Annotated in this window: 24 protein-coding genes; 1 reads left to right on the forward strand and 23 read right to left on the reverse strand. The window is 69.1% G+C overall.

The window, feature by feature from the left end; translation table 11 throughout:
• Nucleotides 1-7: 7 nt before the first annotated feature.
• Genes AC3A6Y_RS00320 through trpE form a run of 4 tightly spaced genes read right to left on the reverse strand, consistent with a single transcriptional unit; the run spans nucleotide 8 to nucleotide 3,800 of the window.
• On the reverse strand, nucleotides 8-670 hold the full coding sequence (locus tag AC3A6Y_RS00320) for a LysE family translocator (protein ID WP_487866243.1): 663 nt from the start codon (nucleotides 668-670) through the stop codon (nucleotides 8-10).
• Nucleotides 663-1,712, reverse strand: coding sequence for a low-specificity L-threonine aldolase (gene ltaE, locus AC3A6Y_RS00325; RefSeq protein WP_487866244.1), 1,050 nt, complete (start codon nucleotides 1,710-1,712; stop codon nucleotides 663-665). The genes AC3A6Y_RS00320 and ltaE overlap by 8 nt, the downstream gene beginning before the upstream one ends.
• Before the next feature lie 4 nt (nucleotides 1,713-1,716).
• The gene (locus tag AC3A6Y_RS00330; RefSeq protein ID WP_487866245.1) at nucleotides 1,717-2,301 is read right to left on the reverse strand and encodes an anthranilate synthase component II; all 585 of its coding nucleotides are present in this window, start codon (nucleotides 2,299-2,301) and stop codon (nucleotides 1,717-1,719) included.
• Nucleotides 2,298-3,800, reverse strand: coding sequence for an anthranilate synthase component I (gene trpE, locus AC3A6Y_RS00335; RefSeq protein ID WP_487846543.1), 1,503 nt, complete (start codon nucleotides 3,798-3,800; stop codon nucleotides 2,298-2,300). Before trpE ends, AC3A6Y_RS00330 begins: the two co-directional genes overlap by 4 nt.
• A 279-nt stretch (nucleotides 3,801-4,079) precedes the next feature.
• Between trpE and AC3A6Y_RS00340 the strand changes: the two genes are divergently transcribed.
• Nucleotides 4,080-4,670: a chalcone isomerase family protein gene (locus AC3A6Y_RS00340; protein WP_487866246.1), complete on the forward strand. Its 591-nt coding sequence runs from the start codon at nucleotides 4,080-4,082 to the stop codon at nucleotides 4,668-4,670.
• On the opposite strand, the gene AC3A6Y_RS00345 is transcribed toward AC3A6Y_RS00340, so the two are convergent.
• The 19 genes from AC3A6Y_RS00345 to AC3A6Y_RS00435 form a co-directional block, all read right to left on the reverse strand.
• Complete coding sequence (locus AC3A6Y_RS00345; RefSeq protein ID WP_487866247.1) at nucleotides 4,667-5,173, reverse strand: MarR family winged helix-turn-helix transcriptional regulator; 507 nt, start codon at nucleotides 5,171-5,173, stop codon at nucleotides 4,667-4,669. The genes AC3A6Y_RS00340 and AC3A6Y_RS00345 overlap by 4 nt on opposite strands.
• The gene (locus tag AC3A6Y_RS00350; RefSeq protein ID WP_487866248.1) at nucleotides 5,170-5,946 is read right to left on the reverse strand and encodes an SDR family NAD(P)-dependent oxidoreductase; all 777 of its coding nucleotides are present in this window, start codon (nucleotides 5,944-5,946) and stop codon (nucleotides 5,170-5,172) included. The genes AC3A6Y_RS00345 and AC3A6Y_RS00350 overlap by 4 nt, the downstream gene beginning before the upstream one ends.
• 39 nt (nucleotides 5,947-5,985) lie before the next feature.
• The gene (locus AC3A6Y_RS00355) at nucleotides 5,986-6,753 is read right to left on the reverse strand and encodes an SDR family NAD(P)-dependent oxidoreductase (RefSeq protein WP_487866249.1); all 768 of its coding nucleotides are present in this window, start codon (nucleotides 6,751-6,753) and stop codon (nucleotides 5,986-5,988) included.
• Between the two features lie 4 nt (nucleotides 6,754-6,757).
• The gene (locus AC3A6Y_RS00360) at nucleotides 6,758-8,362 is read right to left on the reverse strand and encodes an ATP-dependent acyl-CoA ligase (protein WP_487866250.1); all 1,605 of its coding nucleotides are present in this window, start codon (nucleotides 8,360-8,362) and stop codon (nucleotides 6,758-6,760) included.
• Complete coding sequence (locus tag AC3A6Y_RS00365; protein WP_487866251.1) at nucleotides 8,352-9,083, reverse strand: ABC transporter ATP-binding protein; 732 nt, start codon at nucleotides 9,081-9,083, stop codon at nucleotides 8,352-8,354. Before AC3A6Y_RS00365 ends, AC3A6Y_RS00360 begins: the two co-directional genes overlap by 11 nt.
• A gap of 91 nt (nucleotides 9,084-9,174) precedes the next feature.
• Entirely contained in the window at nucleotides 9,175-11,025 is a 1,851-nt protein-coding gene (locus tag AC3A6Y_RS00370) for a branched-chain amino acid ABC transporter ATP-binding protein/permease (RefSeq protein WP_487866252.1), read from the reverse strand.
• On the reverse strand, nucleotides 11,022-12,077 hold the full coding sequence (locus AC3A6Y_RS00375; RefSeq protein WP_487866253.1) for a branched-chain amino acid ABC transporter permease: 1,056 nt from the start codon (nucleotides 12,075-12,077) through the stop codon (nucleotides 11,022-11,024). Before AC3A6Y_RS00375 ends, AC3A6Y_RS00370 begins: the two co-directional genes overlap by 4 nt.
• A gap of 40 nt (nucleotides 12,078-12,117) precedes the next feature.
• Nucleotides 12,118-13,281 (reverse strand): ABC transporter substrate-binding protein, encoded by a 1,164-nt coding sequence (locus AC3A6Y_RS00380; RefSeq protein WP_487866254.1) that lies wholly within the window; start codon nucleotides 13,279-13,281, stop codon nucleotides 12,118-12,120.
• A 31-nt stretch (nucleotides 13,282-13,312) separates the two neighbouring features.
• On the reverse strand, nucleotides 13,313-13,777 hold the full coding sequence (locus AC3A6Y_RS00385; RefSeq protein ID WP_487866255.1) for an aromatic-ring-hydroxylating dioxygenase subunit beta: 465 nt from the start codon (nucleotides 13,775-13,777) through the stop codon (nucleotides 13,313-13,315).
• Nucleotides 13,774-15,090: an aromatic ring-hydroxylating dioxygenase subunit alpha gene (locus tag AC3A6Y_RS00390; protein WP_487866256.1), complete on the reverse strand. Its 1,317-nt coding sequence runs from the start codon at nucleotides 15,088-15,090 to the stop codon at nucleotides 13,774-13,776. The genes AC3A6Y_RS00385 and AC3A6Y_RS00390 overlap by 4 nt, the downstream gene beginning before the upstream one ends.
• Before the next feature lie 30 nt (nucleotides 15,091-15,120).
• Nucleotides 15,121-16,263: an ABC transporter substrate-binding protein gene (locus tag AC3A6Y_RS00395; RefSeq protein WP_487866257.1), complete on the reverse strand. Its 1,143-nt coding sequence runs from the start codon at nucleotides 16,261-16,263 to the stop codon at nucleotides 15,121-15,123.
• A 2-nt stretch (nucleotides 16,264-16,265) separates the two neighbouring features.
• Nucleotides 16,266-17,423 (reverse strand): ABC transporter substrate-binding protein, encoded by a 1,158-nt coding sequence (locus AC3A6Y_RS00400; protein ID WP_487866258.1) that lies wholly within the window; start codon nucleotides 17,421-17,423, stop codon nucleotides 16,266-16,268.
• 138 nt (nucleotides 17,424-17,561) lie between these two features.
• Entirely contained in the window at nucleotides 17,562-18,293 is a 732-nt protein-coding gene (locus AC3A6Y_RS00405) for an SDR family oxidoreductase (RefSeq protein ID WP_487866259.1), read from the reverse strand.
• Nucleotides 18,294-18,312: 19 nt separating this feature from the next.
• Nucleotides 18,313-19,134, reverse strand: a complete 822-nt coding sequence (locus AC3A6Y_RS00410; RefSeq protein WP_487866260.1) for a cyclase family protein — start codon at nucleotides 19,132-19,134, stop codon at nucleotides 18,313-18,315.
• Between the two features lies 1 nt (nucleotide 19,135).
• On the reverse strand, nucleotides 19,136-20,386 hold the full coding sequence (locus AC3A6Y_RS00415) for an SDR family NAD(P)-dependent oxidoreductase (protein ID WP_487866261.1): 1,251 nt from the start codon (nucleotides 20,384-20,386) through the stop codon (nucleotides 19,136-19,138).
• Between the two features lie 85 nt (nucleotides 20,387-20,471).
• Nucleotides 20,472-21,644 (reverse strand): thiolase family protein, encoded by a 1,173-nt coding sequence (locus AC3A6Y_RS00420; RefSeq protein WP_487866262.1) that lies wholly within the window; start codon nucleotides 21,642-21,644, stop codon nucleotides 20,472-20,474.
• 1 nt (nucleotide 21,645) lies between these two features.
• Nucleotides 21,646-23,268 (reverse strand): AMP-binding protein, encoded by a 1,623-nt coding sequence (locus AC3A6Y_RS00425; protein ID WP_487866263.1) that lies wholly within the window; start codon nucleotides 23,266-23,268, stop codon nucleotides 21,646-21,648.
• 7 nt (nucleotides 23,269-23,275) lie between these two features.
• Nucleotides 23,276-23,764, reverse strand: coding sequence for an aromatic-ring-hydroxylating dioxygenase subunit beta (locus AC3A6Y_RS00430; protein ID WP_487866264.1), 489 nt, complete (start codon nucleotides 23,762-23,764; stop codon nucleotides 23,276-23,278).
• Nucleotides 23,764-25,077: an aromatic ring-hydroxylating dioxygenase subunit alpha gene (locus AC3A6Y_RS00435; RefSeq protein ID WP_487866265.1), complete on the reverse strand. Its 1,314-nt coding sequence runs from the start codon at nucleotides 25,075-25,077 to the stop codon at nucleotides 23,764-23,766. The genes AC3A6Y_RS00430 and AC3A6Y_RS00435 overlap by 1 nt, the downstream gene beginning before the upstream one ends.

A 25,077-nucleotide genomic window follows, 5' to 3' on the forward strand; every position in this document is an offset into this window, starting at 1 on the left:
CCCTGGGTTAGTGAACGGACGGTGCGGCGCCCGGATTCTCCGCGAGTGCGAGCCGGACGCCAAAGCCGATGAACAGGGCGCCCGCGCCAAGCTCCAGCCAATGCATGCCGCGCCGCACCGCGCCCACGCGGCGCGCGGTCCATCCTGCGAGCAGCGCCCAGCCGACGTTCACGAAGATCGCGTTGACATTGAACAGCGTGCCGAGCAGAAGAAAGGCCAGCGGCTTGTTGGCCGTCTCGGGTGCGATGAACTGCGGCACGAAGGCGAGGAAGAACAGCGCCACCTTCGGGTTGAGCACATTGGTCCAGAAGCCGCCGAGGAACACGCTCTTGAGGTCGGCACGCTCATGCACGCCGTCGGCGGGCAGCAGATCTTCCTTCGGCATGCGCGACGCCAGCATTCGCACGCCGACCCACAACAGGTAGGCCGCGCCGATCCATTTGAGCGCCGTGAACAGCGCCGTCGAGGCTGCCATCAGCGCGCCCACGCCCACTGCGGCGGCCGTGATGTGCACGAAGCAGCCCGCCGTGATGCCGAGGCCGGCCACGATGCCGGCGCGCACGCCCGAGCGCAGGGACCGGGTCACGATGTAGAGCACGTCAGGGCCGGGCGTCAGGTTCAACAGCAGGCCGGCGGCGACGAAGAGCAGCAGGGAATGTGGATCAGGCATGGAAGAAGCCCCGGATGGCGGCGATGGCACGGTCGATTCCGGCGGCGTCCACGTCCAGGTGCGTGGCGAAACGCAGGCGGTACAGCCCTGTGGCGAGCACCCCTTCGCGCTTCAGGTGCGCGAGCAACTCGGCCGAGCGCGCCTGCGCCTCGCCCACGAGGTCGACGAAGAGCAGGTTGGTCTGCGGCGCCTCGACGTTCAGGCCCTCGATCTCGGCCAGGCCCTCGGCCAGGCGGCGTGCCAGCGCGTGGTCCTCTGCGAGGCGATCGATGTGATGCTGCAGCGCATGGGACGCGGCGGCGGCCAGCATGCCGGCCTGGCGCATGCCGCCGCCGGCCATCTTGCGGATGCGGTGAGCTCGCGCAATCAGCTCGCGCGATCCGCACAGTGCCGAGCCCACCGGCGCGCCAAGGCCCTTGCTGAAGCAGACCGAGACGCTGTCGAAGCAGCCCGCGATCCGCCGTGCCTCGGACCGCGCATCGGTGCCGCGCTGCGCCGCCTGCGCCACCGCCGCATTGAAGAGCCGCGCGCCATCGAGGTGGCGGGCCAGGCCCTTGCCATGCGCGAGCTGCGTGGCCTGCTCGACATATTCGAAAGGCAGCAGCTTCCCGCCCAGCGTGTTTTCCAGCGCCAGCAGGCGAGTGCGGGCGAAGTGCGCGTCATCGGGCTTGATGGCGGCCTCGATGTCCTGCAGCGCCAGCGTGCCGTCCGGCTGGTGGTCGAGCGGCTGCGGCTGCACGCTGCCGAACACCGCCGCGCCGCCGCCTTCCCAGCGGTAGCAGTGCGCCATCTGGCCCACGATGTACTCGTCGCCGCGCTGGCAGTGCGCCAGGATGCCGCAGAAGTTGCTCTGCGTCCCCGTGGGCACGAAGAGCGCCGCCTCGAAACCCAGCATCTCGGCGACCTGCGCCTGCAGTGCGTTGACGCTCGGGTCGTCGCCGAACACGTCGTCGCCCAGCGGGGCCTCGAACATGGCGTCGCGCATCGCCGCCGTGGGCCGGGTTACGGTGTCGCTGCGCAGGTCGACCGGGGGATGGCTCATCGCTTCACTCCAGGAAGTTCTTGAGCATGGCATGGCCGTGCTCGGTGAGGATGGATTCCGGATGGAACTGCACGCCCTCGATACGCACGGCCTGCGCGAAGCCGGCGTGGCGCACGCCCATGATCTCGCCGTCCTCGGTCCAGGCGGTGATCTTGAGATCGCCCGGGCACGAGTCGCGATCGATGGACAGCGAGTGGTAGCGGTTGACCACGAATTTCTCCGGCAGCCCGGCGAACACGCCCTCGCGGGTGGTCGTGATCTCGCTGGTCTTGCCGTGCATCAGCTGCTGCGCGCGAACGATGCGGGCGCCGAAGGCCGCGCCGATCGCCTGGTGGCCCAGGCAGACACCGAGGATCGGCAGCTTGCCGGCGAATGCCTTGATGGCCGCGACCGAGATGCCGGCCTCGGCCGGCGAGCACGGCCCGGGCGAGATCACCAGCCGGCCGACGCCGCCGGCGATGCGTTCGCCCAGTTCCTCGACCGAGATCTCGTCGTTGCGATGCACCTCCACCTCCGCGCCCAGCTCGCCGAAATACTGGACGAGGTTGTAGGTGAAACTGTCGTAGTTGTCGATCATCAGCAGCTTCATTCCAGGCCCTCCTCGACCAGTTCGGCGGCACGCAGCAAGGCTCTTGCCTTCGCCTCCGTTTCCTTCCACTCCAGCTCCGGCACCGAATCGGCCACCACCCCGGCCGCCGCCTGCACGTGCAGCATCTGGTCCTTCACGATGCCGGTTCGGATCGCGATCGCGACGTCCATGTCGCCCGCGTAGCTGATGTAGCCACAGGCGCCGCCGTAGAGCCCGCGCTTGGTGGGTTCCAGCTGGTCGATCAGTTCCATCGCGTGCACCTTGGGCGCGCCGGTCAGGGTGCCGGCCGGGAAGGTGGCCTTGAGCACGTCGATCGCCGTCATGCCGTCCTTCAGGGTGCCTTCGACGTTGCTCACGATGTGCATCACGTGGCTGTAGCGCTCGATGGCGAAGGCCTCGGTCACCTTCACGCTGCCGGTCTTGGCGATGCGGCCGATGTCGTTGCGCGCCAGGTCGATCAGCATCACGTGCTCGGCGCGCTCCTTCGGGTCGTTGATCAGCTCCTGTTCGGCCGCCTTGTCCAGCTCGGGCGAGGCGCCGCGCGGGCGGGTGCCGGCCAGCGGACGGATGGTGATCTTCTGCTCGCCCTCGCCGGTGTGCTCCTGGCGCACCAGGATCTCGGGCGAGGCGCCCACCACGTGGAAATCGCCCAGGTCGTAGTAGTACATGTAGGGCGAGGGGTTGAGCGAACGCAGCGCGCGGTAGAGCGAGAGCGGCGACTCGGTGTAGCGCTTGCTGATGCGCTGCCCCACCTGCACCTGCATGAAATCGCCGGCCGCGATCAGCTCCTTGGCGCGCTCCACTGCCGCGAGGTAGTCGGCCTTGGCGAAGCTGCGCTCGGGCGGATGCGCCTGGGTCGGCCGCACCTGCGGCGCGCTGACCGAATACTTGAGCTGCTCGCGCAGCCCGCGCAGACGCCGCTTGGCGTTGGCATAGGCCTCCGGCTGCGCCGGGTCGGCGTAGACGATCAGGTAGAGCTTGCCCGAGAGGTTGTCGATCACCGCAAGCTCCTCGCATTGCAGGAGGAGGATGTCGGGACAGCCCAGCGTGTCGGGCGGGCAGCTGTGCTCCAGCTTCTTCTCGATGTGGCGGACGGTGTCGTAGCCGAAGTAGCCGGCCAGGCCGCCGCAGAAGCGCGGCAGGCCGGGCCGCAGCGCCACCTTGAAGCGCTTCTGGTAGGCCGCGACGAAGTCCAGCGGATTGCCCCGCGCCTCCTCGACCACCTTGCCGCCGGTGACGACCTGCGTCAGCGCCTCGGCGCCGAAGCCGCTGGCGCGCAGCAGGGTGCGCGCCGGCAGGCCGATGAAGCTGTAGCGCCCGAAGCGCTCGCCGCCCACCACCGATTCCAAGAGGAAGCTGTGGCGGCCGCCCTCCTTGGCGTGAGCCAGCTTGAGGTAGAGGGATAGGGGGGTTTCGAGGTCGGCAAAGGCCTCGACCATCAGCGGGATGCGGTTGTAGCCCTGCGCGCTGAGGCTCTTGAATTCGAGTTCGGTGATCACGGGGTGGGGTCTCCGTCGGCCGGCGACGCCACGTGGTCGCCGGTGTCATTCACATGAGAGGTGGCCGGGTATGAATGGACCTCGGCCGTGGGCGCACGGCGTGCGCCGTGCAATCAAACAGGCTGCAACGATGGCGTGCGCCAAGGCCAGGCTCCCCGGCCGCCTTGACCTGTCTGAATGACGTGATGAATGAACATGGGAGCGCGAGTTTATCCCAGGGACATTGGCAATACAAAAAGATACATTCGGCCACTTATTATTTTTCCCGGAGGAGACCCGATGAAACGCACCGCCCTGCAGCGCCTGCTGGCACTCCACGTCCTCGCCCTGGCCGCGCTCGCCGCGAGCGCCGCCCCGGTCGAAGTGGCCGGCGTCAAGCTCGACGACGCCCTCGAGCTCAAGGGCAGCAAGCTGCAGCTCAATGGCGCCGGGGTACGCTACAAGGCAGTGTTCAAGGTCTACACGGCCGGCCTCTACCTGGGGCAGAAGGCCTCGACGCCCGATGAGGTGCTGGCCGCGGCAGGCGCCAAGCGCATGACCATCACCATGCTGCGCGAGATCGACGCCAACGAGCTCGGCAAGCTCTTCACCCGCGGCGTGGAAGACAACTCGCCCAAGGCCGAGATGTCGCAACTCATTCCCGGCCTGCTGCGCATGAGCCAGATCTTCTCCGACCAGAAGCAGCTCAAGCCCGGCGACAGCTTCACCATCGACTGGCTGCCGGGCACCGGCACCGTGATCTCGGTCAACAGGGCAGCCCAGGGCGCGCCGATCAAGGAACAGGCCTTCTTCAACGCGCTGATGCGCATCTGGCTGGGCCCGGCACCGGCCGACTGGAAACTGAAGGACGCGTTGCTCGGAAAGAGCTAACTCACCAGGTGCACGCGCAGCGCCCCGAGCTGCGCGTACAGCTGCTGCACCGCCTTCTCGTCCAGGCCGCCGAACAGCTCCAGCAGCCACTCCTCGTGCGCCTTGGCCATGGCCTCGAAGCTGCGCCGGCCCTTGGGCGTCAGGCTGACGATCCAGGCCCGGCGGTCTTCCGGGCTGGGCGAGCGCTGCACCACGCCCTCGCGCTCGAGCTCGTCGGTCAAGCCGGTGACGTTGCCGCCGGTCACCATCAGATAGCGCGAGAGCACGCGCATCTTGAGGCCCTCGCGGTAGCGAAAGAGCTGGGCCATGTAGTCGAAGCGCGCCAGCGAGATGTCGAAGTGCTCGCGCAGCCGTTTGCGGATCTCGGCCTCGATCTGCGTGGTGCTCGCCAGCATGCGCAGCCACAGCTTGAGCACCGCATGGTCGCCCTTGCCGGCACGCGCCTCGTGGCCCAGCTCCTGGGCATCGCTCAGGAGCGCGTGGGAAGCGTCGTTCTGCTTCATGTGACCTCGCCGCCAGAGACCGAGATCGACTGGCCGTTGACCGAAGCCGCGCCTTCGCCGCAGAGCCAGCGCACCGCATCGGCCACTTCGGCCGGCTGCACGATGCGGCGCTGCGGATTGACGGACGCGAACTCGGCCAGGGCATCGGCCTCGCTGCGGCCCGTCTTGCCGACGACGTTGCTCACGCTGTCGCGCAGGATGTCGGTGTCGGTGTAGCCCGGACAGACGGCATTCACCGTCACGCCCTTGCGCGCCACCTCCAGCGCCAGCGAGCGCGTGAGACCGATCACGCCGTGCTTGGCCGCCGTGTAGGCGCTGACATAGGCGTAGCCCTTCTGCCCCGCCGTGCTCGCGATGTTGACGATGCGGCCCCAGCCCGCCTCCAGCATGCCGGGCAGCGCGGCCTGGGCGCACAGGAAGCTGCCGGTCAGGTTGACGCCGAGCATGCGCTGCCACAGGGCGACGGAGGTCTTCAGGAAAGGCGCGCTCTCGGCCGCGCCAGCGTTGTTGACGAGGATCGCGACCGGCCCGCGCTCGGCGCGCGCCTGCGCGAAGGCCGCGGGCACGGCCTCGGGGTCGGCCACGTCGGCCGTGACCACACCATGGCCGCTGCCCGGCAGCGAGTCCGCCACGCGCAGCAGCGCGGCGCGGTCGCGCCCGAGCAGGGTCAGCACGGCGCCCTCGGCCGCCAGGGTACGCGCGATCTCGGCGCCGATGCCGCGTGCGGCGCCCGTCACGAGCGCATGGCGGCCAGTCAATGGAGTTGCTTGCATGCCTGAATTGTTTAGTCCTGAATTATTTTAGCGAGCGCTTCAACGCATCAGCCGACCGCCGTTGAGGTCCAGCGTGGCGCCCGTGATGAAGGCGGCGGCCGGCGATGCCAGGTAGAGCACCGCGGCGGCCACTTCTTCCGGCTCGCCGAAGCGCCCGAGCGGGATGCCCGCGGCCAGCGTGCGCTGCCGCGACTCGTCCATCGCCTCGAGCACCGGGCTGCGCACCGCGGCCGGCGCCAGCGCATTCACGGTGACGCCGTGCGGCGCGAGCGCCTGCGCGAAGGCGCGGGTCAGCGCGATCACGCCCGCCTTCGAGGCCGCATAGTGGACGCCGGTGGCCGCGCTGGCCTGCTGCCCGGCCATCGAGCCGAGGTTGACGATGCGCCCCGCGCTGCGCTCGCGCATGTGGCGCCCGGCGATGCGGCAGCCGAAAAAGCTGCCGCGCAGGTTGACGGCCAGGACGTCGTCCCATTCGTCGGCGCCGATGTCCCAGAGGGAGGTCGACGGCGTGCGGGCGGCGTTGTTGACCATCACGTCGACGCCGCCGAAGCGCTGCACGGCGCCGTCGAAGCACAGCTGGAAAGCCGCCTCGTCGCGCACGTCGAGCGGCATGGCGATGGCCTCGTGGCCGGCGTCGCGCAGTGCGTCTGCGGCCGACTCGACCGCCTTTCGGTCGATGTCGGCCAGTGCCACTCGCGCCCCCGCCTCGGCCAGGCCGCGCGCAATGGCCGTGCCCAGACCTCGGCCCGCACCGGTCACGAAGGCCGAGCGTCCGGCCAGCGAGAACAGCGCCGCAGCCGTCGTCATCGCTTCAACCCTTGGCCGGTGGCCGCCCGCCGGGCCCGCGGTCCCAGGTGACCGCCGTGACGCCGCGCTCGCGCAGCTTGTACTTCTGCACCTTGCCGTTCTCGGTGCGCGGCAGCTCGGGCAGCAGGTCCACGTAGCGCGGCAGTGCAAAGTACGGCAGCCGGCTTTCGCAGAACGCGAGCAGCTCGGCCGGGTCGATGCACTGGCCCTCGCGCGCCACCAGCGCGGCCATCACCTCGTCTTCGGCCAGCTCGGAGCGCACGGGATAGACCGCGCAGGCGGCAACGCCCGGATGGCTCAGCAGCACCTGCTCGACCTCGAAGGAAGAGATGTTCTCGCCGCGCCGCCGGATCGCATCCTTGATGCGGTCGACGAAGCGGAAGGCGCCGTCCGCCTCGCGCACCACGCGGTCGCCGGTGTGGAACCACAGGTTGCGCCAGGCCTCCACCGTCTTCTCGGGCATGTTGAAGTAGCCGCTCGCGAAGGCATGGGGCTCGTCGGCGCGCAGCAGCAGCTCGCCGGCCTCGCCGTCGGGCAGCGGGACATCGTCCTCGTCCGCCACGCGCGCCTCGAAGCCGGGCCTGAGCCAGCCCATCACGCCGCCGCGCGGCGAATCGGGCGCGGTGGCGATGGCGAAATTGGTCTCGGTGGAGCCGTAGCCTTCCAAAAGCCGCACGCCGGTGCGTTCCAGGAAGGCCCGGCCCGCCGATTCCGGCACCCCGGGCCCGAGCCCGACGCGCACGCGGTGGTCGCGCTCGCCGGGGCCCGCGGGCTGCGCGAGCAGGATGGGCACCATCGCCCCCAGCAGGTAGACCACCGTGGCGCCCGAGGCCCGCATCGAGCTCCAGAAGCCGGAAGCCGAGAAGCGCGGCTCGAAGACCACTTCGCAGCCGGTGATCGCAGCCTGCGCAAAGGTGTTGAGCGCATTGATGTGGAACAGCGGCAACGTGGTGCACAGCACGTCCTCGGCGCCCACGCCGAGCACGTCCGCGCTGTTGACGCCCCACCAGTAGTACTGCGCGTGCGGACACACCACGCCCTTGGCCGGCCCGGTGGTTCCGGAGGTGTAGAGGATGGCCAGCGGATCGCCCGGCTGGATCGCAGCCGGCGGCAGGGCCTCGCGCGTCGCCGGATAGGGCAGCATGCGCACGCCCGGCCCGGCTCCTTCGTCGGCGGCCGCGTCCAGCACCCAGATCTCCCGCAGCGAGCTGCGCGCCAGATCCGCCGCCGGCAAGCGCTCGACGAAGGCCGCTTCGACGACCAGCAGCTTCGCGTCGCTGTTGCGCAGGAAGTAGTCGATCTGCGGCCCCATCGAGGCGGTGTTGATCGGCACCATCGCGGCACCCAGCCAGCCGCAGCCGAGGAAAACCTCCAGGAACTCGATGCGGTTGCTGCTCATCACGGCCACGCGGTCGCCGCGCTGCACGCCCGCCTGCTCCAGCGCGGCGGCGCGGCCGGCCGCGGCCCGCAGCGCATCCGCGTGCGTCCACGACTTTCCCGCAATGCGCAGCAACGGCCGCCCACCGAAGCGCGCGGCCTGGCGCTCCAGCATCGCGGGCAACGTGCGCTGCGCCGGCGGCAGCGGGCTGGCGGGCCGCTCAATCGTCATCGTTCGTGCCGCCGCCGAGATAGGTCGCCTGCACGCGCGGATCGCTGGCCAGCTCCTGCGAGACGCCGGTGAGCGCGATTTCGCCCGTCTCCAGCACATAGCCGTGGTCCGAGCTCTCCAGCGCGGCGCGCGCGTTCTGCTCCACCAGCAGGATGGAAACGCCATCCTCGCGCAGCTTGCGCACGATGTTCAGGATGTCGCGCACGATCAGCGGCGCCAGGCCCAGGCTGGGCTCGTCCAGCATCAGCAGGCGTGGCGCCGACATCAGCGCGCGGCCCACCGCCAGCATCTGCCGCTCGCCGCCCGAGAGCGTGTCGGCGCGCTGGTCGCGGCGCTCGGCCAGGCGCGGGAAGCGGTCGTAGACGCCTTGCAGCCGCTTCTTCAGCGCATCGCTGCGCAGCCGGCTGCCGAAGGCGCCGAGCTGCAGGTTGTCGAGCACGCTGAGCTCGCCGAAGAGCTCGCGCTTCTCCGGCACCAGGCACAGGCCGCGCTCCACGCGCGCCTCGACGTCGAGCCCGTGCAGGTCCTCGCCTTCGAAGCGCAGCAGTCCCTTGCACGGCAGCAGGCCCATGGCCGCGGCCAGCAGCGTGGTCTTGCCGGCGCCGTTGGGGCCGATCACCGAGATGATCTGGCCGTGCTCCAGGTTGAGCGAAACGCCGCGCACGGCATCGACCTGCCCGTAGGACACATGCAGATCGCCGATCTCGAGCATCGCGGTCATCGAGAGTCCTCCCCCAGGCTCGTCACTTCGTGTACTTCGCGCACCCCCTCCTGAAGGAGGGGGCGAGCGCCTTCGGGCGGCCGGGCGGCGCTCATACGACGCTCCCCAGATAAGCCGCCTGCACCCGCGCGTCCGCCCGCACCGCCGAGGGCACGCCCTCGACCAGCTTGGAGCCGAAGTTCATCACCACCAGCCTGTCCACCAGTTTCATCACGAAGTCCATGTCGTGCTCGACGATCAGGATGGTCACGCCCTCCTCGCGCAGCTTGCGCAGCAGGTCGCCCAGGGCCATTTTTTCCTTGCGCCGCAGGCCGGCAGCGGGCTCGTCGAGGACCAGCAGCACCGGGTCGGCCGCCAGGGCGCGGGCGATCTCCAGGATGCGCTGCGTGCCCAGCGGCAGGCTGCCCGCCAGCTCGTGCGCACGATCGCCCAGTCCGATCCGGTCCAGCTGGCGCTGCGCCTCCTGCAGGATCTGGCGCTCCTCGGCACGGTCCAGCCGGAGGCCCGCCTTCAGCACGCCCGCCGTCGTGCGCGCATGCGCCCCCAGCGCGACGTTGTCCAGCAACGTCATGTGCGGGCGCAGCTTGACGTGCTGGAAGGTCCGCGCCAGGCCCAGCCGCGCGACCTTGCGCTGCGGCATGCCGCCGATGTCATGGCCGAGGAAGCGCACCTGCCCGGCCGTCATCGGCAAGGTGCAGGTCAGCAGGTTGAACATGGTCGACTTGCCCGCGCCGTTGGGGCCGATCAGGCCCATGATCTCGCCGGCCTTGACCTCGAAGCTCACGTCGTTGACCGCCACCAGCCCGCCGAAGCGCTTGACCGCGCCGGTGACGGAAAGCACCAGCGAGCCGCGCTCCGGCAGCGTGCGATGCGGCAGCGGCGCGACCGCCGCCATCGGCTGGCGCGGCGCTTGCGTGCGCGCACGCCGGTGCGTCCAGCGCCGCACGAAGCCCATCAACCCGCCCCGCGCGAAGTGCAGCAGCAGGATGAAGAGCGTCGCGAAGGCCACGGCCTCCAGCTGGCCGGCGCGCTGCGTCAGGAGCGGCAGCACGTCCTGCAGCCCGTTCTTGAGGATCAGCACCAGCGCCGAGCCGACCAGTGCGCCCGTCAGGTGGCCGAGTCCGCCGGCCACCGCCATCAGCAGGTACTCGATGCTGGCGCGCACGTCGAAGGGCGAAGGGCTCACGAAGCGGTTCATGTGCGCGTAGAGCCAGCCCGCGAGGCCGGCGAACAGCGCGGCCGTCACGAACAGCGTGAGCCGCACGCGATAGGCATCGGCCCCCACGCTGGCCAGCAGGATGGCGCCGCCGCGCAGGCTGCGGATCGCGCGGCCCGGCCGCGACTGCAGCAGGTTGTGGCTGAACAGAATGGCCAGCCCGACCAGGACCCAGATCAGGTAGTAGATGGCGCGCGGATCGGCCAGCGAAAAAGTGCCGATGGTGAGCGCCGGAATGTTCGACAGCCCCGTGTGGCGCCCCAGCGCATCCACGTTGCCGAACAGCATGGCGATCGACAGGCCCCAGGCGATGGTCGACAGCGGCAGGAAGTGCCCGCCCAGCCGCAGCGTCAGCAGGCCGATGCCCAGCGCCGAGAGGCCGGTCAGGCCCAGGGCGAACGCCAGCCCGATCCAGGGCGACAGCCCCTGCGTCGTGCTGAGCCACGCCGTCGCGTAGGCCGCGATGCCGACGAAAGCCGCCTGCCCGAAGGAGGTGGCCCCGCCGATGCCGGTCAGGAGCACCAGGCCCAGCGCCACCAGCGCACCGATGCCGATGTCGTTGAGCAGCGAGACGGTGAAGTTGCCGGCCAGCAGCGGCACCAGCGCCAGCACCACGACGACGAGCCCGATCCACAGCAGGCGCCGGGGGAGGCGCTTCGCGGGCGCACCCGCCACCGCGCCGCGCTCCACCGCGACGGCGCCTTCGCTCGTTGGTGCTGCGCTCATTGGTCCACCTCCTCTTCTTCCTCTTCCGCATGCACGCTCAGGAAGGAGCGCAGCATCAGCACCGGGATCAGCAGGCTGAAGACGATCACGTCCTTCAGCGCACCGCTCCAGAACGAGGCGAAGCTCTCGACCACACCCACCGCCAGCGCGCCGATGGCCGTCATCGGATAGCTCACCAGCCCGCCGATGATCGCGGCCACGAAGGCCTTGAGCCCGATGATGAAGCCCGAGTCGTAGTACATGGTCGTGACCGGCGCGATCAGCACGCCGATCAGGCCTGCGAGCAGCGAGGCGCAGCCGTAGGCCAGCAGCGCCGTGCGCGCCGGCCGGATGCCGACCAGCCGCGCACCCACGCGGTTGACCGCGGTGGCGCGCAGCGCCTTGCCGGCGATCGTGCGCTCGAACACCAGGAAGAAGAGGCCGCTGAGCACGATGGCCGAGGCCACCATCAGGATCACCTGCCCGCTCACCGTGAAGCCGTCGCCCAGCGGCAGCGAGCCGCTCGCCAGGGGCTGCGTGCGCGAGCCTTCGGGTCCGAAGAAAAGCAGGCCCAGTCCAGACAGCAGGAAGTGCAGCGCCAGCGAGACGATCAGCAGCACCAGCACCGAGGCGTCGGCAATCGGCTGGAACACCACGCGCGAGAGCAGCGGCGCGATCGGCACCACCAGCAGCACCGCAGTCGCGATGTGCACCGGCGCCGGCACGCCCGGGCGGCTCGCCAGCCACGCCAGCAGGCAGGGAACGAGCGGCAGCACGCCCCAGCCCAGGAGCGCCCTGGGAATGCGCGCGGTCTCGCCCCGCCGCACCAGGCTGCCGATCTCGGTGGCCAGCGCAAGCGCCGTGAGCACCAGCACCAGGCCGATGGTGGGCGGCACGCGCCCGGTTTCGAAGGCGGCCAGCGTGAGCGCGGCGAAGGCCGCGACGTCGCCGAAGGGCACGAAGACCACGCGCGTGACCGAGAAGATCAGCACGAGGCCGAGCCCGGCAAGAAGGTAAACGGCGCCGTTCGCCAGGCCGTCGATGCCCAGGATCAGTGCCACGTCGGGTGTCATTGAGATGTCCTCCGCTTGGTTCCGCTGCGGCGCACCGGCCTCAGTTGGCCAGCTTCCACTGGCCGTTCTCGAGCTTCACGATCACCCGTGCGCGCTGGTCCACGCCGTAGAGATCGCCCTGCTTGAAGTTGTAGACGCCGTGCGTGCCCACCACCTCCTTGGTGGTGGCGATCGCATCGCGCAGCGACTGCCTGAACTCCGGCGTGCCCGGCTCGCCCTTGGCGCGCGCCGCGGCGTTGGTGAACACCAGCCAGCCGTCGAAGGAGTAGGCCGAGAAGGCATCGCTGGTGGGTGCGTTGTTGGCCTTCTGGAAGGCGGCGCGGAAGTCCATCGCGATCTTCTTGGTCGGGTAGTCGTTCGGCAGCTGCTCGGCCACGATCACCGGGCCGGTGGGCATCAGCGCGCCCTGCCCGGCCCCGCCGACCACGCGCACGAAGTCGGGATTGATCAGGCCGTGCTGGCCGTACATCGGCCCCTTGAAGCCGCGCTCGCTCAGCGCCAGGAAGGGCAGCGCACCGGGCGTGCCGGCACCGCCGGTCATCACCGCGTCGGGCTTCATGGCCAACAGCTTGAGCACCTGGCCGGTGACGGAAGCGTCGGCGCGCGCATAGCGCTCGTTGCCCAGCACCTTGATGCCGGCCGCGGGCGCCGACTTCATCAGTGCGTTGTAGACCAGGTCGCCCCAGGCGTCGGAGAAGCCGATGTAGCCCACGGTCTTGACGCCGTCCTTCTTCATGCGCTCGACCACCGCGTCGATCATCAGCTGCGTGGGTTGCGCCACGGTGAAGACCCAGCCGTTCTCCGCCGGGTCGAGCTGGATCGGCGTCAGGCCGATCATCGGCACCTTCGCGTCGCGGCCGACCTGCGCCATCGCGATCGCGGCCGGCACGCCGGAGGTGCCCATCAGCACGTCCACCTTTTCCTCGTCCACCAGCTTGCGCGCATTGCGCCCGGCGTTGGTCGGGTCGGAGCCGTCGTCGAGCACGATGAGCTGGATCTTGCGGCCGTTGACCTCGCCCTTGTAGGCCAGCGCGGCCTGCATGCCCTTGGCGTAGGGCACGCCCAGCGAGGAGTTCGGGCCGGAGAGCGAGACGCTCAGGCCCACCTTGAGATCGGCCGCCAGCGCGGTGGTCGCGAATCCGGTGGCCAGGGCCACGGCCAACGCAGTGCGCGTCAGGGTCTTCAGCATCGGGCTCTTCGTCATGTCGTGGCTCCTCGAAAGTGGGTGGGATGGGTCAGATGAACAACTGGATGGCGGGCAGCGCGCGGCCGGCGTTGAGCAGGTCGATGCGCTTCTGGCGGATCAGGAAGCCCTCGGCATGGCGGATCAGCAGGTGGCGGCAGGTGCCGGCCAGCAGCACCTGCTCTTCGCCGCGCGCTTCCACGTAGATGAAGGGCGTGGAGAGCGCGAGTCCGCGCTCGTCGTCGTGCTGGACCACGGAGCGCTGCAGCACGTGCTGGCAATGGCTCTTCGGGTGCTGCGAATGCGCGCGCGGGTTCTTCAGGCGCTCGATGCGCAGCTGCAGCAGCAGCCGGTCTTCGTAGGCGATCGAGTTGTGCGAGAACGGGTCGGTCTGCGCGGCGCCCTGCAGCGGCACCCAGTAGCGGCCGTCCTCGGCAAAGAGCGCCAGCCAGTCGTCGAAGCGGCCGGCATCGAGCAGGGCGGCCTCGTGGGCGACGAAGTCCTGCGCCTGCGTCATGCCGAAGGCTCCGCCATGTACTTGACCCAGGCGCGGAACTGGTTGCGCATCAGCAGCTCGTTGGTGCCGTTGGTGCTGATCGTGTCTTGCGCGAGCTCGGCGGGATCGAAGTTGCGATGCAGGCTCACCCATTCGTTGCCTTCGCCCCTGAGGCCCAGCTGCATGCTCTCGAACAGGTGCACGTCGTCGTGCGCCACCACCGACATGGGCGAGAACACCAGCCGGTTGTAGGTCATCGCACGCTCGAAAAGCAGGTCCGGCGCGCCGGCCGCGCGGAAGCTCCAGGCCTCGACGAGCGTGCGGTTCGCGGCCAACGGGCGGATCACGCGGATGGCCTGCGGCGAGCCCTTGACCGAGAGGCTGGGGAACAGCACCGAGTTCTGCGGCGAGCGCTGCAGGATCTCCATCGCCCGCTCGGCGCCGTGCGCCTCGCGCATCGCCGCCTCGTAGTCGGGCAGCTGGGCGTAGTTCGAGTGGATGCTGAAGTTGATGCCCAGCACGCTGTGCCCGTTGGCGAACACCCGCCCGCCCATCTTGTCGAAGAAGTCGTAGCCCGAGCCGAAGGGCAGGATCTGCTCCATCGCCATCGGCTTGGGCTCCTCGGGCCCGCGGCCCTGCCACAGCGCATCGGCCGCCTGCGTGGCCGACTCGTGCGTGGACATCGGATGCACGGTGTCGTTGATGTTCTCGAGGTACATCTTCCAGTTGCAATGGATGATGTTGCGCATGACGCCGCCGCCCACCGCCAGCCTGCCCTCGGGTGAGCGCGCGACCATGTTGTCGATGGCGCTTAGCACCTCCCCGAAATAGTCCTCGAAGCCCGGGCCGTGGTCGGACAGGCGCACGAAAACGAAGTCGCGGTAGACGGCCGTGTTCTTCAGCTCGACCAGGCCCCGGCCCGATTCGCATTCCTTCAGGCGCGTGCCCTCGTAGCCGGCCTTCAGCGGAATCGCGAGCGGCGCTCCGTCGAGCTTGTAGGTCCAGGCGTGATAGGGGCAGCGGAAGAACTTGCCGGCGTTGCCGCTTTCGTCCGTCACCAGGCGGCTGCCCTTGTGGGCGCAGCGGTTGTAGAAGACGCGCACCGCGCCATCGGCCTGGCGCACCATCATCACCGGCCTGCCCGCCAGCTCCAGCGCCCAATAGTCGCCGGTGTTCGGCACCTGGCTCGCATGGCCCGCGTAGAGCCAGGTGTTGGCGAAGAAGCGCTCCTGCTCCAGCGCGAACAGCTCCTCGCTGAGGTAGAGGTCGCGATGCACGCGGTCCTCCTGGACCAGCGCGCGGATCGCTTCAGGATGGTCGCGGTAGCTGTTCATGGCAGGGGCGCCTCGGGTCGTATCAGGACGTCAGGGGACCAGCTTCCACTGGCCCTTTTCCATGCGCACCACCACCACGGCGCGCTGGTCGGAGCCGTAGCGGTTGTCCGGCTTGAAGTTGTAGACGCCGTGCGTGCCCACCAGCTCCTTGGTGCTCACGATGGCGTCGCGCAAGGCCGTGCGGTACTGCGCGGTGCCCGGCTCGCCCTTGGTGCGCGAGGCGGCATCGGCCAGCAGCAGGTAGGCGTCATAGGTGTAGGAGGAGAAGGCGTCCGTCGGCACCGCGCCGTGCGCCTTCTGGTAGGCGCTGCGGAAGTTCATCGACACCTTCTTGATCGGGTTGTCCGCGGGCAGCTGGTCGGCCACCAGCACGGGGCCGCTGGGCACCTGCAGGCCCTCGATCGAGGCGCCGCCCACGCGCACGAAGTCGGCGTTGATCAGGCCGTGCGTGCCGTAGATCTGGCCCTTGTAGCCGCGCTCGGCGAGGCCCAGGTAGGGCAAGGCGCCCGGCGTGCCGGAATTGCCGGCGAAGACCGCATCGGGACGCGCGGCGACGATCTTCAGCACCTGGCCCGCCACGGAAGAATCGGCGCGCGCATAGCGTTCGTTGGCCACCACCTTGATGCCGGCGGCATCGGCGCTCTTCACGAGCGAGTCGTAGGCCAGGTCGCCCAGCGCGTCGGAGAAGCCGATGAAGGCCACCGTCTTCACGCCGGACTTCTTCATGCGCTCGACCACGCCCGCGACCATCAGCGGGAAGGGCTGCGAGACCGTCACCGTCCACGCGCCCTCGGGGCCGGGGATGGTGACCGGCGTGGGCGAGATCAGCGGCGTGTTGAGCTCGCGCGCCACCGCCGCGATCGCCATCGCGTTGGGAACGCCCGAGCTGCCGATCAGCACGTCGACCTTGTCCTCGGTCACGAGCTTGCGCGCGTTGCGGCCGGCGGTGGTGGGATCGGACGCATCGTCGAGCACGATCAGCTCGACCTTGCGCCCGGCCAGCATCGGATGCTCGGCGATGGCCGCGCGGATGCCCTTTTCATAGGGAATGCCGAGCGCCGAGATCGGCCCCGACAGCGAGCTGATGAACCCGATCTTGAGATCGGCGGCCGTGGCCTGTGCGGCCGCCAGGGCGATGGCCGTGAGGCCGACGAGACGTGCGATGTTCTTCATGTTCAGGGCACCAGCTTCCACTGGCCTTTTTCCAGCTTCACGACGACGCGCGAACGTTCGTCGGAGCCATAGCGGTTGTCGGGCTTGAAGTTGTAGACGCTGTGCGTTCCCACCAGCTCCTTGGTGCTGACGATCGCGTCGCGCAGCGCCACGCGGTAGGCCGGCGTGCCGGGCTCGCCCTTGGCGCGCTGCGCGGCGTCGAGGAAGAGCAGCCAGGCGTCGAAGGTGTAGGCGGAGAAGGCATCGGTAGGTGCTGCGCCGTTGGCCTTCTGGTAGGCCGTGCGGAAGTCCATCGAGGCCTTGCGGATCGGATTGGAGTCGGGCAGCTGCTCGGCCACGATCACCGGGCCGGTGGGTGCCAGCAGTCCTTCGACCGCGTTGCCGCCCACGCGCACGAAGTCGGGGTTGATCAGCGCATGCATGCCGTAGATCTGGCCCTTGTAGCCGCGCTCCGAGAGCGCCAGGTAGGGCAGCGCGCCCGGCGTGCCCGAGGTGCCGGTGATCACCGCGTCGGGACGCAGCGCGACGATCTTCAGCACCTGGCCGGTGACCGAGGCGTCGGCGCGCGCATAGCGCTCGTTGCTCACCACCTTGATGCCGGCAGCCGGCGCGCTCTTGGTGAGCGCGTCGTAGACCAGGTCGCCCCACGCATCGGAGAAACCGATGTAGCCCACGGTCTTCACGCCCGACTTCTTCATCTGGTCGACGACCGCATTCAGCATCAGCGGTGCGGGTTGCGGCAGCGTGACCATCCACGCGCCTTCCTCGCCGGGCAGGTTGGCGTTGGCGATGGAGATCAGCGGCGTCTTGGTCTCGCGCGCCACCGCGGCGATGGCAAGCGCGCCAGGCGACCCGGCCGTGCCGATGATGACGTCGACCTTGTCCTCGTCGATCATCTTGCGCGCATTGCGCGCGGCGGTCGACGGATCGGACGCGTCGTCGAGCTGCACCAGCTGGATCTTGCGGCCGTTCAGCTCGGACTTGTAGGCCAGCGCAGCCTTCATGCCCTTGTCGTAGGGAATGCCCAGCGAGGACACCGGCCCCGACAGCGAAGTGATGAAGCCGACCTTGTAGTCGGCCGCCCAGGCACTCGCGGCGCTCAGCGCGCCGATGCCCAGGACGATGCCCGCCAGGGCGCGGATGGGGCTTGCAACTCTCATGACGATCCTCCAGAAAGGTTGGGACAAGGCCTGAAGATGATTTCTGAAATGTTTAGACCTAAACAATACTAGCGAGACGACGGTGCGATGACAAGGGAGGCAACGAGGGGTTTCGCGTAAAAGGCGCGCGATGCACCGCTACAGCGCGAGACTTCCCACGCTGGTGCCGCCGCACACGTAGAGCACCTGGCCGGTGATGAAGCCGTTGGCCGGGTCGACGAAGAAGCGCACGGCGCGCGCCACGTCGGCCGCCTCGCCCAGGCGCTGCACCGGCACCGAGGCGGCGAGCTGGCGTTCCTTCTCGCTGCCGGCTTCCACCACGTCGTAGAACATATCGGTGCGGATCGGCCCCGGCGCCACCACGTTGACCGTGATGCCGTCGGCCGCCAGCTCCAGCGCCCAGGTGCGCGCCATGCCCAGCATGCCGGCCTTGGTGGCCGAGTAGTTCGTGCGCGTGGCCAGGCCCACTGCGGCGCGCGAGGACAGGAGCACCACGCGGCCGAAGCGCTCGGCGCGCATCGCGGGGAGCGCCGCCTGCACCAGCTGGATCGCGCAGCCCAGGTGCAGCTGGGCCAGGGCGTCGAGGTCCTCGAGCTTGGCCTCGGCCAGCAGTGCAGGACGGATGACCCCGGCGTTGTGCACCACGGTCCTGACCTCGAAGCGGCTCGCCATCTCGCGCGCGGCCTGCGCCGTCGCGGCGCGGTCCATCAGGTCGACCTCGATGTTGTAGAGCTTGGGGTGGTTGATCTCGCATCGGCGCCGCGCCAGCGACACCACTTCCCAGCCTTGCGCGAGCAGGTCCGCGCAGATCGCCTTGCCGATGCCGGCACTGCCGCCGGTGACGGCGACGACGGGATGCGTGACGTTCATGACGATCTCCTTCTCTTGCTCAAGCGGCGTGCCCCACCAGCGCCAGCACCCGCAACGGGCTGCCGCTGCCCTTCTCGATCTTGAGCGGCGGGCAGATCAGCACCGCGCCGGTGGGCGGCAGCAGGTCGAGGTTGCTGAGGCACTGCAGGCCATAGCGACCGGCGCCGTGCATGAAGTAGTGGCAGGGGTAGGGCGGGCGCAGGTGGTAGCCCTGGCCCGCATCGGTGCCGATGGCTTCGGAGCCGAAGCCCAGCACGTCGCGCTGCTCGACCAGGAAGCGCACCGCCTCGGCGCTGGGACCGGGCGTGTGCTGGCCGGTTTCGTCGAAGTTCTGGTAAGCCTCGGGGTCCGAGCGCTTCGACCAGTCGGTGCGCATCAGCACCCAGGCGCCCTTCGGGATGCGGCCGTGTTCGGCCTCGAAGCGCTCGATGTCCTCCACCGTCATCAGGTAGTCGGGATCGGCCTTCACCTGCTGCGAGCAATCGATCACGCAGGCCGCCGCCACGAAGTGCTGCACGGGGATGGTGTCGACCGAATTGTTCGGCAGGTCGCGGCCCGAGATCCAGTGGATGGGCGCGTCGAAGTGCGTGCCCGTGTGCTCGCCGCAGGAAAAATTGTTCCAGTACCAGCCGGGCCCGCGCTCGTCGTACTTCGACACCTCCTCGATGCGGAAGGGCCAGCACTGGCCCATCTCGGGCGGCAGCGCGATCTGCGGGAATTCGGGCGTCAGCGTCTGCGTGAGGTCGACCACGCGGATGCGGCCGGAGGCCATGGCGCCCACCAGGCTGCCGAGGATCTCGGCGGTGGAAATCGGTTCGGTCGTTGTTGTCGTCGTCGTCATTTCAGCCTCCAGCTGCGAGCTCGCGTTCGAGCACCTTGGGGTTGTCGCGCCAGCGCTCCAGCCATTCCTGCGCCACATCGCCCGGATACACGTCCTCGATGCCTTCGCGCAGCGCCTTGACGATCGCATTGGCGAGCGCGCCCGGCGTCACCTTGGGCGGCGGCAGGTGCTGGTTCCATTCGTCGTCGATCGGCCCCGGGAACACGTTGACCACGCGGATGCCGGCCGGCCGCATCTCGGCGCGCAGGCACTGCGCCAGCGAGTACGCCGCCGCCTTGGAGGCGCTGAAGGTGCCGTGCGGCGGAAAGTTCGCGAGCGCGTAGATCGACAGCAGGTTGACCCAGGCCGTGGCGCCGGTCACGCCGTCGGCCGAGCGCCCCTTGAGCGCCGGCCCGAACTCCTGCGCCAGGCGCAGCAAGCCGAAGTAGTTGATGTCCATCTCGGCCTTGGCCACGTCGGTGCCGCGGCGTGCGCCGATGCCGAAGGTGCGGTGCACTTCGGCGTTGTTGATCACGATGTCGACCTTGCCGCCGATCTCGCCGGCCAGCTCGCTGACCGAGCGGCCGTTGGTGAGGTCCAGCGGCACCAGCGTCACTTGCGGCAGGGCCGTGATGTCCTCCAGGCCGCCGAGCTTTTTCCAGGGCTCGGCATGGCCGACCCACACGATGTCGGCACCTGCCTTCACCAGGGCGCGCACGATGGCCTGCCCCACTTCGGTCTTGCCGTCGGTGACCAGCGCCTTGCGGAACTTCGGATCGCTGGTCATCTCGCGCAACATCTTGTCGTCGGCCATATGGGCACTCCCTTCGTTCGGAAATCCGATCAGTACGGCTTGTCCCGCGCGGTCGAGCCGCGCGCCCACGCGCACGCGCACCGGCGCATCGCCCACCTCGCCGTGCATGTGCACCATCAGCGTCGGGCCGATGTCGAGATGCACCAGGCCGAGGCGCCAGGGCAGGCGCTCGCGGAAGAACAAGTCGTTGCTGTGATACAGCGTGGTGCTGCTGATGAGCTCGCCCTCGCCGGTCTGCTCGCGCCAGAGCAGGCGCGGCGACAGGCACTTGTGGCAGGCCTCGCGCGGCGGGTACTGCACCGTGCCGCAGTCCTTGCAGGTCTGCAGCTCGAAGCGGCCCTCGGCAGCGGCGGCCGTCATGCCCAGCGCAACGCGGCCGCGGGAACCCGGCGGCAGGTTCATCTGCCGGGTGCGCAGGATCGGGTTCTTGCGCTTGGGGCGCATCAGGGGCATGGTCATTGCGCCTCCGCCGGGCCGCCGCGAGGCAGGCGTTCCGCCCCCTCGGGGGGCCGTGCAGCCGCGCAGCGGCAAACGTGGGGGTTGTTCATTCCGGCCTCCCGAGAATCACCGCACCCGTGCACAGGCAGCGGTCGTAGGTGACCATGCCGAAGCCCGCCACCAGCCCCAGCTTCGCATCGGCCACGGTGCGCGGACCGGCCTGGTCCGTGAGCTGACGGATCGCCTCCACCATGCCGAGAAAGCCGCCCGCTGCGCCGGCCTGCCCGGCCGAGAGCTGGCCGCCGCTGGTGTTGTTGGGAAAGCTGCCGTCGACGGTCATCGTGTGCTCGCGCACGAAGGCCGGGCCCTCGCCCTTCTCGCAGAAGCCCAGGTCCTCGAAATGCATCATGACGATCACCGGGTAGTCGTCGTAGGTCTGGACGAAATCGAGCTCGGCGGGCTTCACGCCGGCCTGCGCATAGAGGTCGTCGCGGTCCTTGCGCCAGCCGCCCTGCACCATGACCGGGTCCTCGGCATAGGCGTTGTGGCGCTCGATCGCGCCCCGGATCACCACGTGCGCCAGGCCCAGGTCGCGGGCGCGCGCCTCGCTCATCACCAGGAAGGCCTCGGCGCCGGCGCAGGGCATCACGCAGTCGAACAGATGAAGGGGCTCGGAGATCGGCCGCGCGCCCATGTACTCGTCGAGCGTGAGCGGCTTCTTGAACATCGCATTCGGATTGCCGAGCGCATTGGTGCGCTGGTCCACCGCGATGCGGCCGAAGTCCTCGCGCCTGGCGCCGTAGGTGCGCATGTAGTTGGCCGTGATCATCGCGAAGATCGAGTTGGGCCCGCCCGAGCCATAGGGGTAGCTCGCATCGCGCGCAAAGTTGCTGAAGCTGCCCAGCGTCAGGCGGAACGAGTCGACATGGTTGGTGTCGGCGCCCACGCAGGCCACGATTTCGGCATCGCCCGCCTGCACCGCGCGCGCCGCGCGGCGCAGGCACATCACGCCCGAGGCACCGCCGGTGGGCACATGGTCCAGCCAGCGCGGCGAGAGGCCCAGGTGCTGCGTCACGCCGACGGCCGTGTCGGGCGCCAGCGAGAAGCTGCTGAGACACAGGCCGTCGATGTCTTCCTTGGCCACGCCGCCGGCCTTGACCAGCGCTTCGAGCGCCTGGCCGACGAACCAGTGCGCACTGCGCGTGGAGTAGCGCATGTAGGGCACGGTCACCGGCACCGCCACCGCGACGCCTTCGTAGGAAAGCCGGTTGCGCGCCATCTCAGGCCTGCCTCTTCTTCATCGCGCGGGTGTCGATGCAGTGCGCCTGGCCCGGCAGCCCGTGCGCCAGTTCGCGCAGCTGCCCGCGCTGGATCTTCTGCGATGCCGTCAACGGCAGTGCGTCGACGAAGGCCACATAGCCGGGCGCCTTGTAGTAGGCCAGCTGCGCCAGCGCATGCTCGACGATGCTCTGCGCGATCTCCGCGCGCTGCGAGGCATCGATCGCCTCGCGCACCACGATGCAGGCCAGCACTTCGTCGCCGCGCACGGTGTCGGGCGTGGCGGCGACGGCGGAGGTCTTGACCGCCGGATGCTGGTTCAGCACGCTCTCGACCTCGACCGCCGAGATGTTCTCGCCGCTGCGGCGGATCACGTTCTTCTTGCGGTCGACGAAGAAAAGGTTGCCATCGGCGTCGCGCCGCACGAGGTCGCCGGTATGGAACCAGCCGCCGGCCCAGGCCTCGCGCGTGGCTTGCTCGTCCTTCAGGTAACCGGAAAAGAAATAGCGCCGCGGGTCGTCGCCGGCGGAGCGCACCAGCAGCTCGCCGGGCACATCGGCCGGCACGTCCCGGCCTTCGTCGTCCGTCAGCCGGAGCTCGACATAGTCCTGCTGCCGGCCGAAGCAGCTCGTGCCCACCAGGCGCGGCTCGCGGTTGGCCATGATGCAGGCACCGGCGCCGGTCTCGGTCATGGCCCAGGCCTCGACCAGCGGGAAGCCGAAGCGCGATTCGAAAGGCGCATGGTTCTTGCGGTCCACGCCGGCGCCGAAGCCCCAGCGGATCGCATGGTCCTTGTCGGCCGCCGAATCCGGCGCGGCCAGCAGCATCGCCGGCATCACGCCCAGGTAGTGGACGATGGTGGCGCGGCTCTCGCGTGCGCTCGCGAGCCAGGTCTTCGGGTGAAAGCGGTCCAGCTGCACCAGGCAGCCGCCGGCCACCAGCACCACCATCGTCGAGAACGCCATCGCGTTCATGTGGTTGAGCGGCAGCGGCGTGATCACCCGCTCCGCATCGCGGCGGATGCCGCACACGCCGTCGAGCGCGGCATACCATTCGCCCGCGCGCAGGAAGTAGGCGTTGCCCAGGATGCAGCCCTTGGGCCGGCCGGTGGTTCCGGAGGTGTAGAGCACCGCGCACTCGGTGCCGAGGCCGATCGCTTCGGACGCGCGCGGCGGCTGGGTCTTCGCCGTGGGCACTGCGTCGCCGGAGCCCATGGTCTCGAAGGCGATGCCGGCCTGGGCCGCGGCGGCGCGCAGGTCGGCGGCGCGCTCGGGCAGCGTCACGGCCAGCCCGATCTCGCTGTGGCCGATCAGGTAGACCAGCTCGGCCGAACGCATCTCGGCATTGATGGGGACCACGCTCACGCCCAGCGCATTGAGGGCCAGCCAGTGGAGCAGGAAGGCGGGACGGTTCTCCAGCAGCAGGCCGACGCGGTGGCCGTGGCCGTAGCCGGCTTCCGCGTAAGCGGCGCGCAGGCGCTCGACCTCGGCCGCGGCCTCGCCCCAGCGGATCGCGCCGGGCGCAATGCCGTAGGCCTTCGCCGTCACCGACTCCGTGAAAAGGAACTCCGCATCCGGCGTGCGCGCTGCGGTGGCTGCGAAGCATTGATGGACAGTGGCGTGCATCTCGTCCCTAGATGAAGAGCTGCACGGCCGGCAGTGCCGCGTCGCAGTTGAGCAGGTTCACGCGCTTGAGCGTCATGCGCAGCCGTCCGTCCACCTGCGTGAGGTGGTGGAAGAAGGTGCCCACGTAGAACTGCAGCTCGTCGCCCTGCGACTCGGTGTAGTGGAACTCGGTGCGCACCACGAAGGCATTGCCCGCTTCGTCGAAGAGCTCGACGGTGGGCGTCTGAAGCAGGTGGTGGCAGCGGCTGGGCGGCTGCTGCGAAAAGGCGCGCGGGCTCTTCAGGCGCTCGATGCGCAGGTCGCGCAAGAGCTTGTCCTCGTACATGTGCGAGCAGTGGTTGAGGCCATCCTCCTGGTCCGGCGCGGCCGGTATCCAGTAGTAGGCATCGTCGGTGAAGAGCGAGTTCCACTCCTCGTAGCGCTTGCCGTCGAGCAGGCGAGCCTCCTGCACCACGAAGTCGACGAGATCCTGGCGCGTGACGGTGTTCTCGCTCATCACATCGTCTCCGTCATGTAGCGGGCCCAGCTGCGGTACTGGTTGCGCATCGGCAGCTCGTTGGTGCCGCCGGTGGTGATCTCGCCGCCCTTCAGCTCCTCGGGGTCGTAGTTGCGATGCAGGCTGACCCACTCGTTGCCCGTTGCGTGCAGCCCGGCCTGCATGCCGCGGTAGGCCTGCAGGTCGTCGTGCCCGACCACCGAAAAGGGCGAGTTGATCAGCCGGTTGTACATGGCGGTGCGCTGCAGCAGCTCGGGCGGCGCGCCCTTCAGGCGGAAGGTCCAGCTCTCGATCAGCGTCTTGTCGGCCGCGATCGGCTTGACCACGCGGATCGCCTGGATGGCACCCTTGATCGTGAGGTTGGGGTAGTAGACCGTGTTGTGGCGCGCCATGCCGAGGATCTGCGCCGTGCGCTCCTCGCCGTACTTCGCCTTCATGGCGTCGTCGTACTCGGGGATCGCCTTGTACTTGCTGTGGATGCTGAAGTGCACGCCGGTGAAGCTGTGGCCGTTGTCGTAGGTCCGGATGCCCATGTCGTCGAAGAACTTGTAGTCCGACATGAAGGGCACGAACTGTTCGATGGCCATGGGCTTCGGCTCGTCGGCCGGCTTGTCGGACCACATGCGCTTGGCGGTGCCGGCCGATGACTCGTGCGCCACCATGGGGTGCATGGTGTCGTTGAGGTTCTCCACGAACATCTTCCAGTTGCACTGGTGCATGAAGCGCAGGCAGCCGCCGGCGATCTCCAGCTCGCCTTCGGGCGAGCGGTCGGCCATGTTGTCGATGGAGCTCAGCGAGTCGCCGAAGTAGGTCTCGAAGTCCGGGCCGACGTCGTTGATCTTGACGAAGACGAAGCCGCGGTGGCTGCGCACGTTGCGGATGGTGGTCAGGCCCTTGGCCGATTCGCATTCGTGCAGCTGCGTGCCCTCGTAGCCGTTCTTCAGCGGGATCGCGAGCAGCGAGCCGTCGGTCTTGAAGGTCCAGGCGTGGTAGGGGCAGCGGAAGAACTTGCCGGTGTTGCCGCAGGGCGCGCTCACCAGGCGCGAGCCCTTGTGGGCGCAGCGGTTCATCATCGCGCGCAGCGACCCGTCGCTGTGGCGCACCACGATCAGCGGACGCCCCGCGATCTCGTTGCTGATGTAGTCGCCGGGCTTGGGCAGCTGGCTCTCGTGGCCCACGTAGTTCCAGGTGTTCGCGAAGAAATGCTCCTGCTCCAGCTCGAACAGCTCCTGGCTGATGTAGAGGTCGCGGTGTACGCGGTCGTTCTGCACCAGGGCGCGCACGGCCTCGGGGTTGCCTCGGTAGGAAGTCAT

Source organism: Variovorax sp. Soil_C_17 (genome assembly GCF_057657265.1).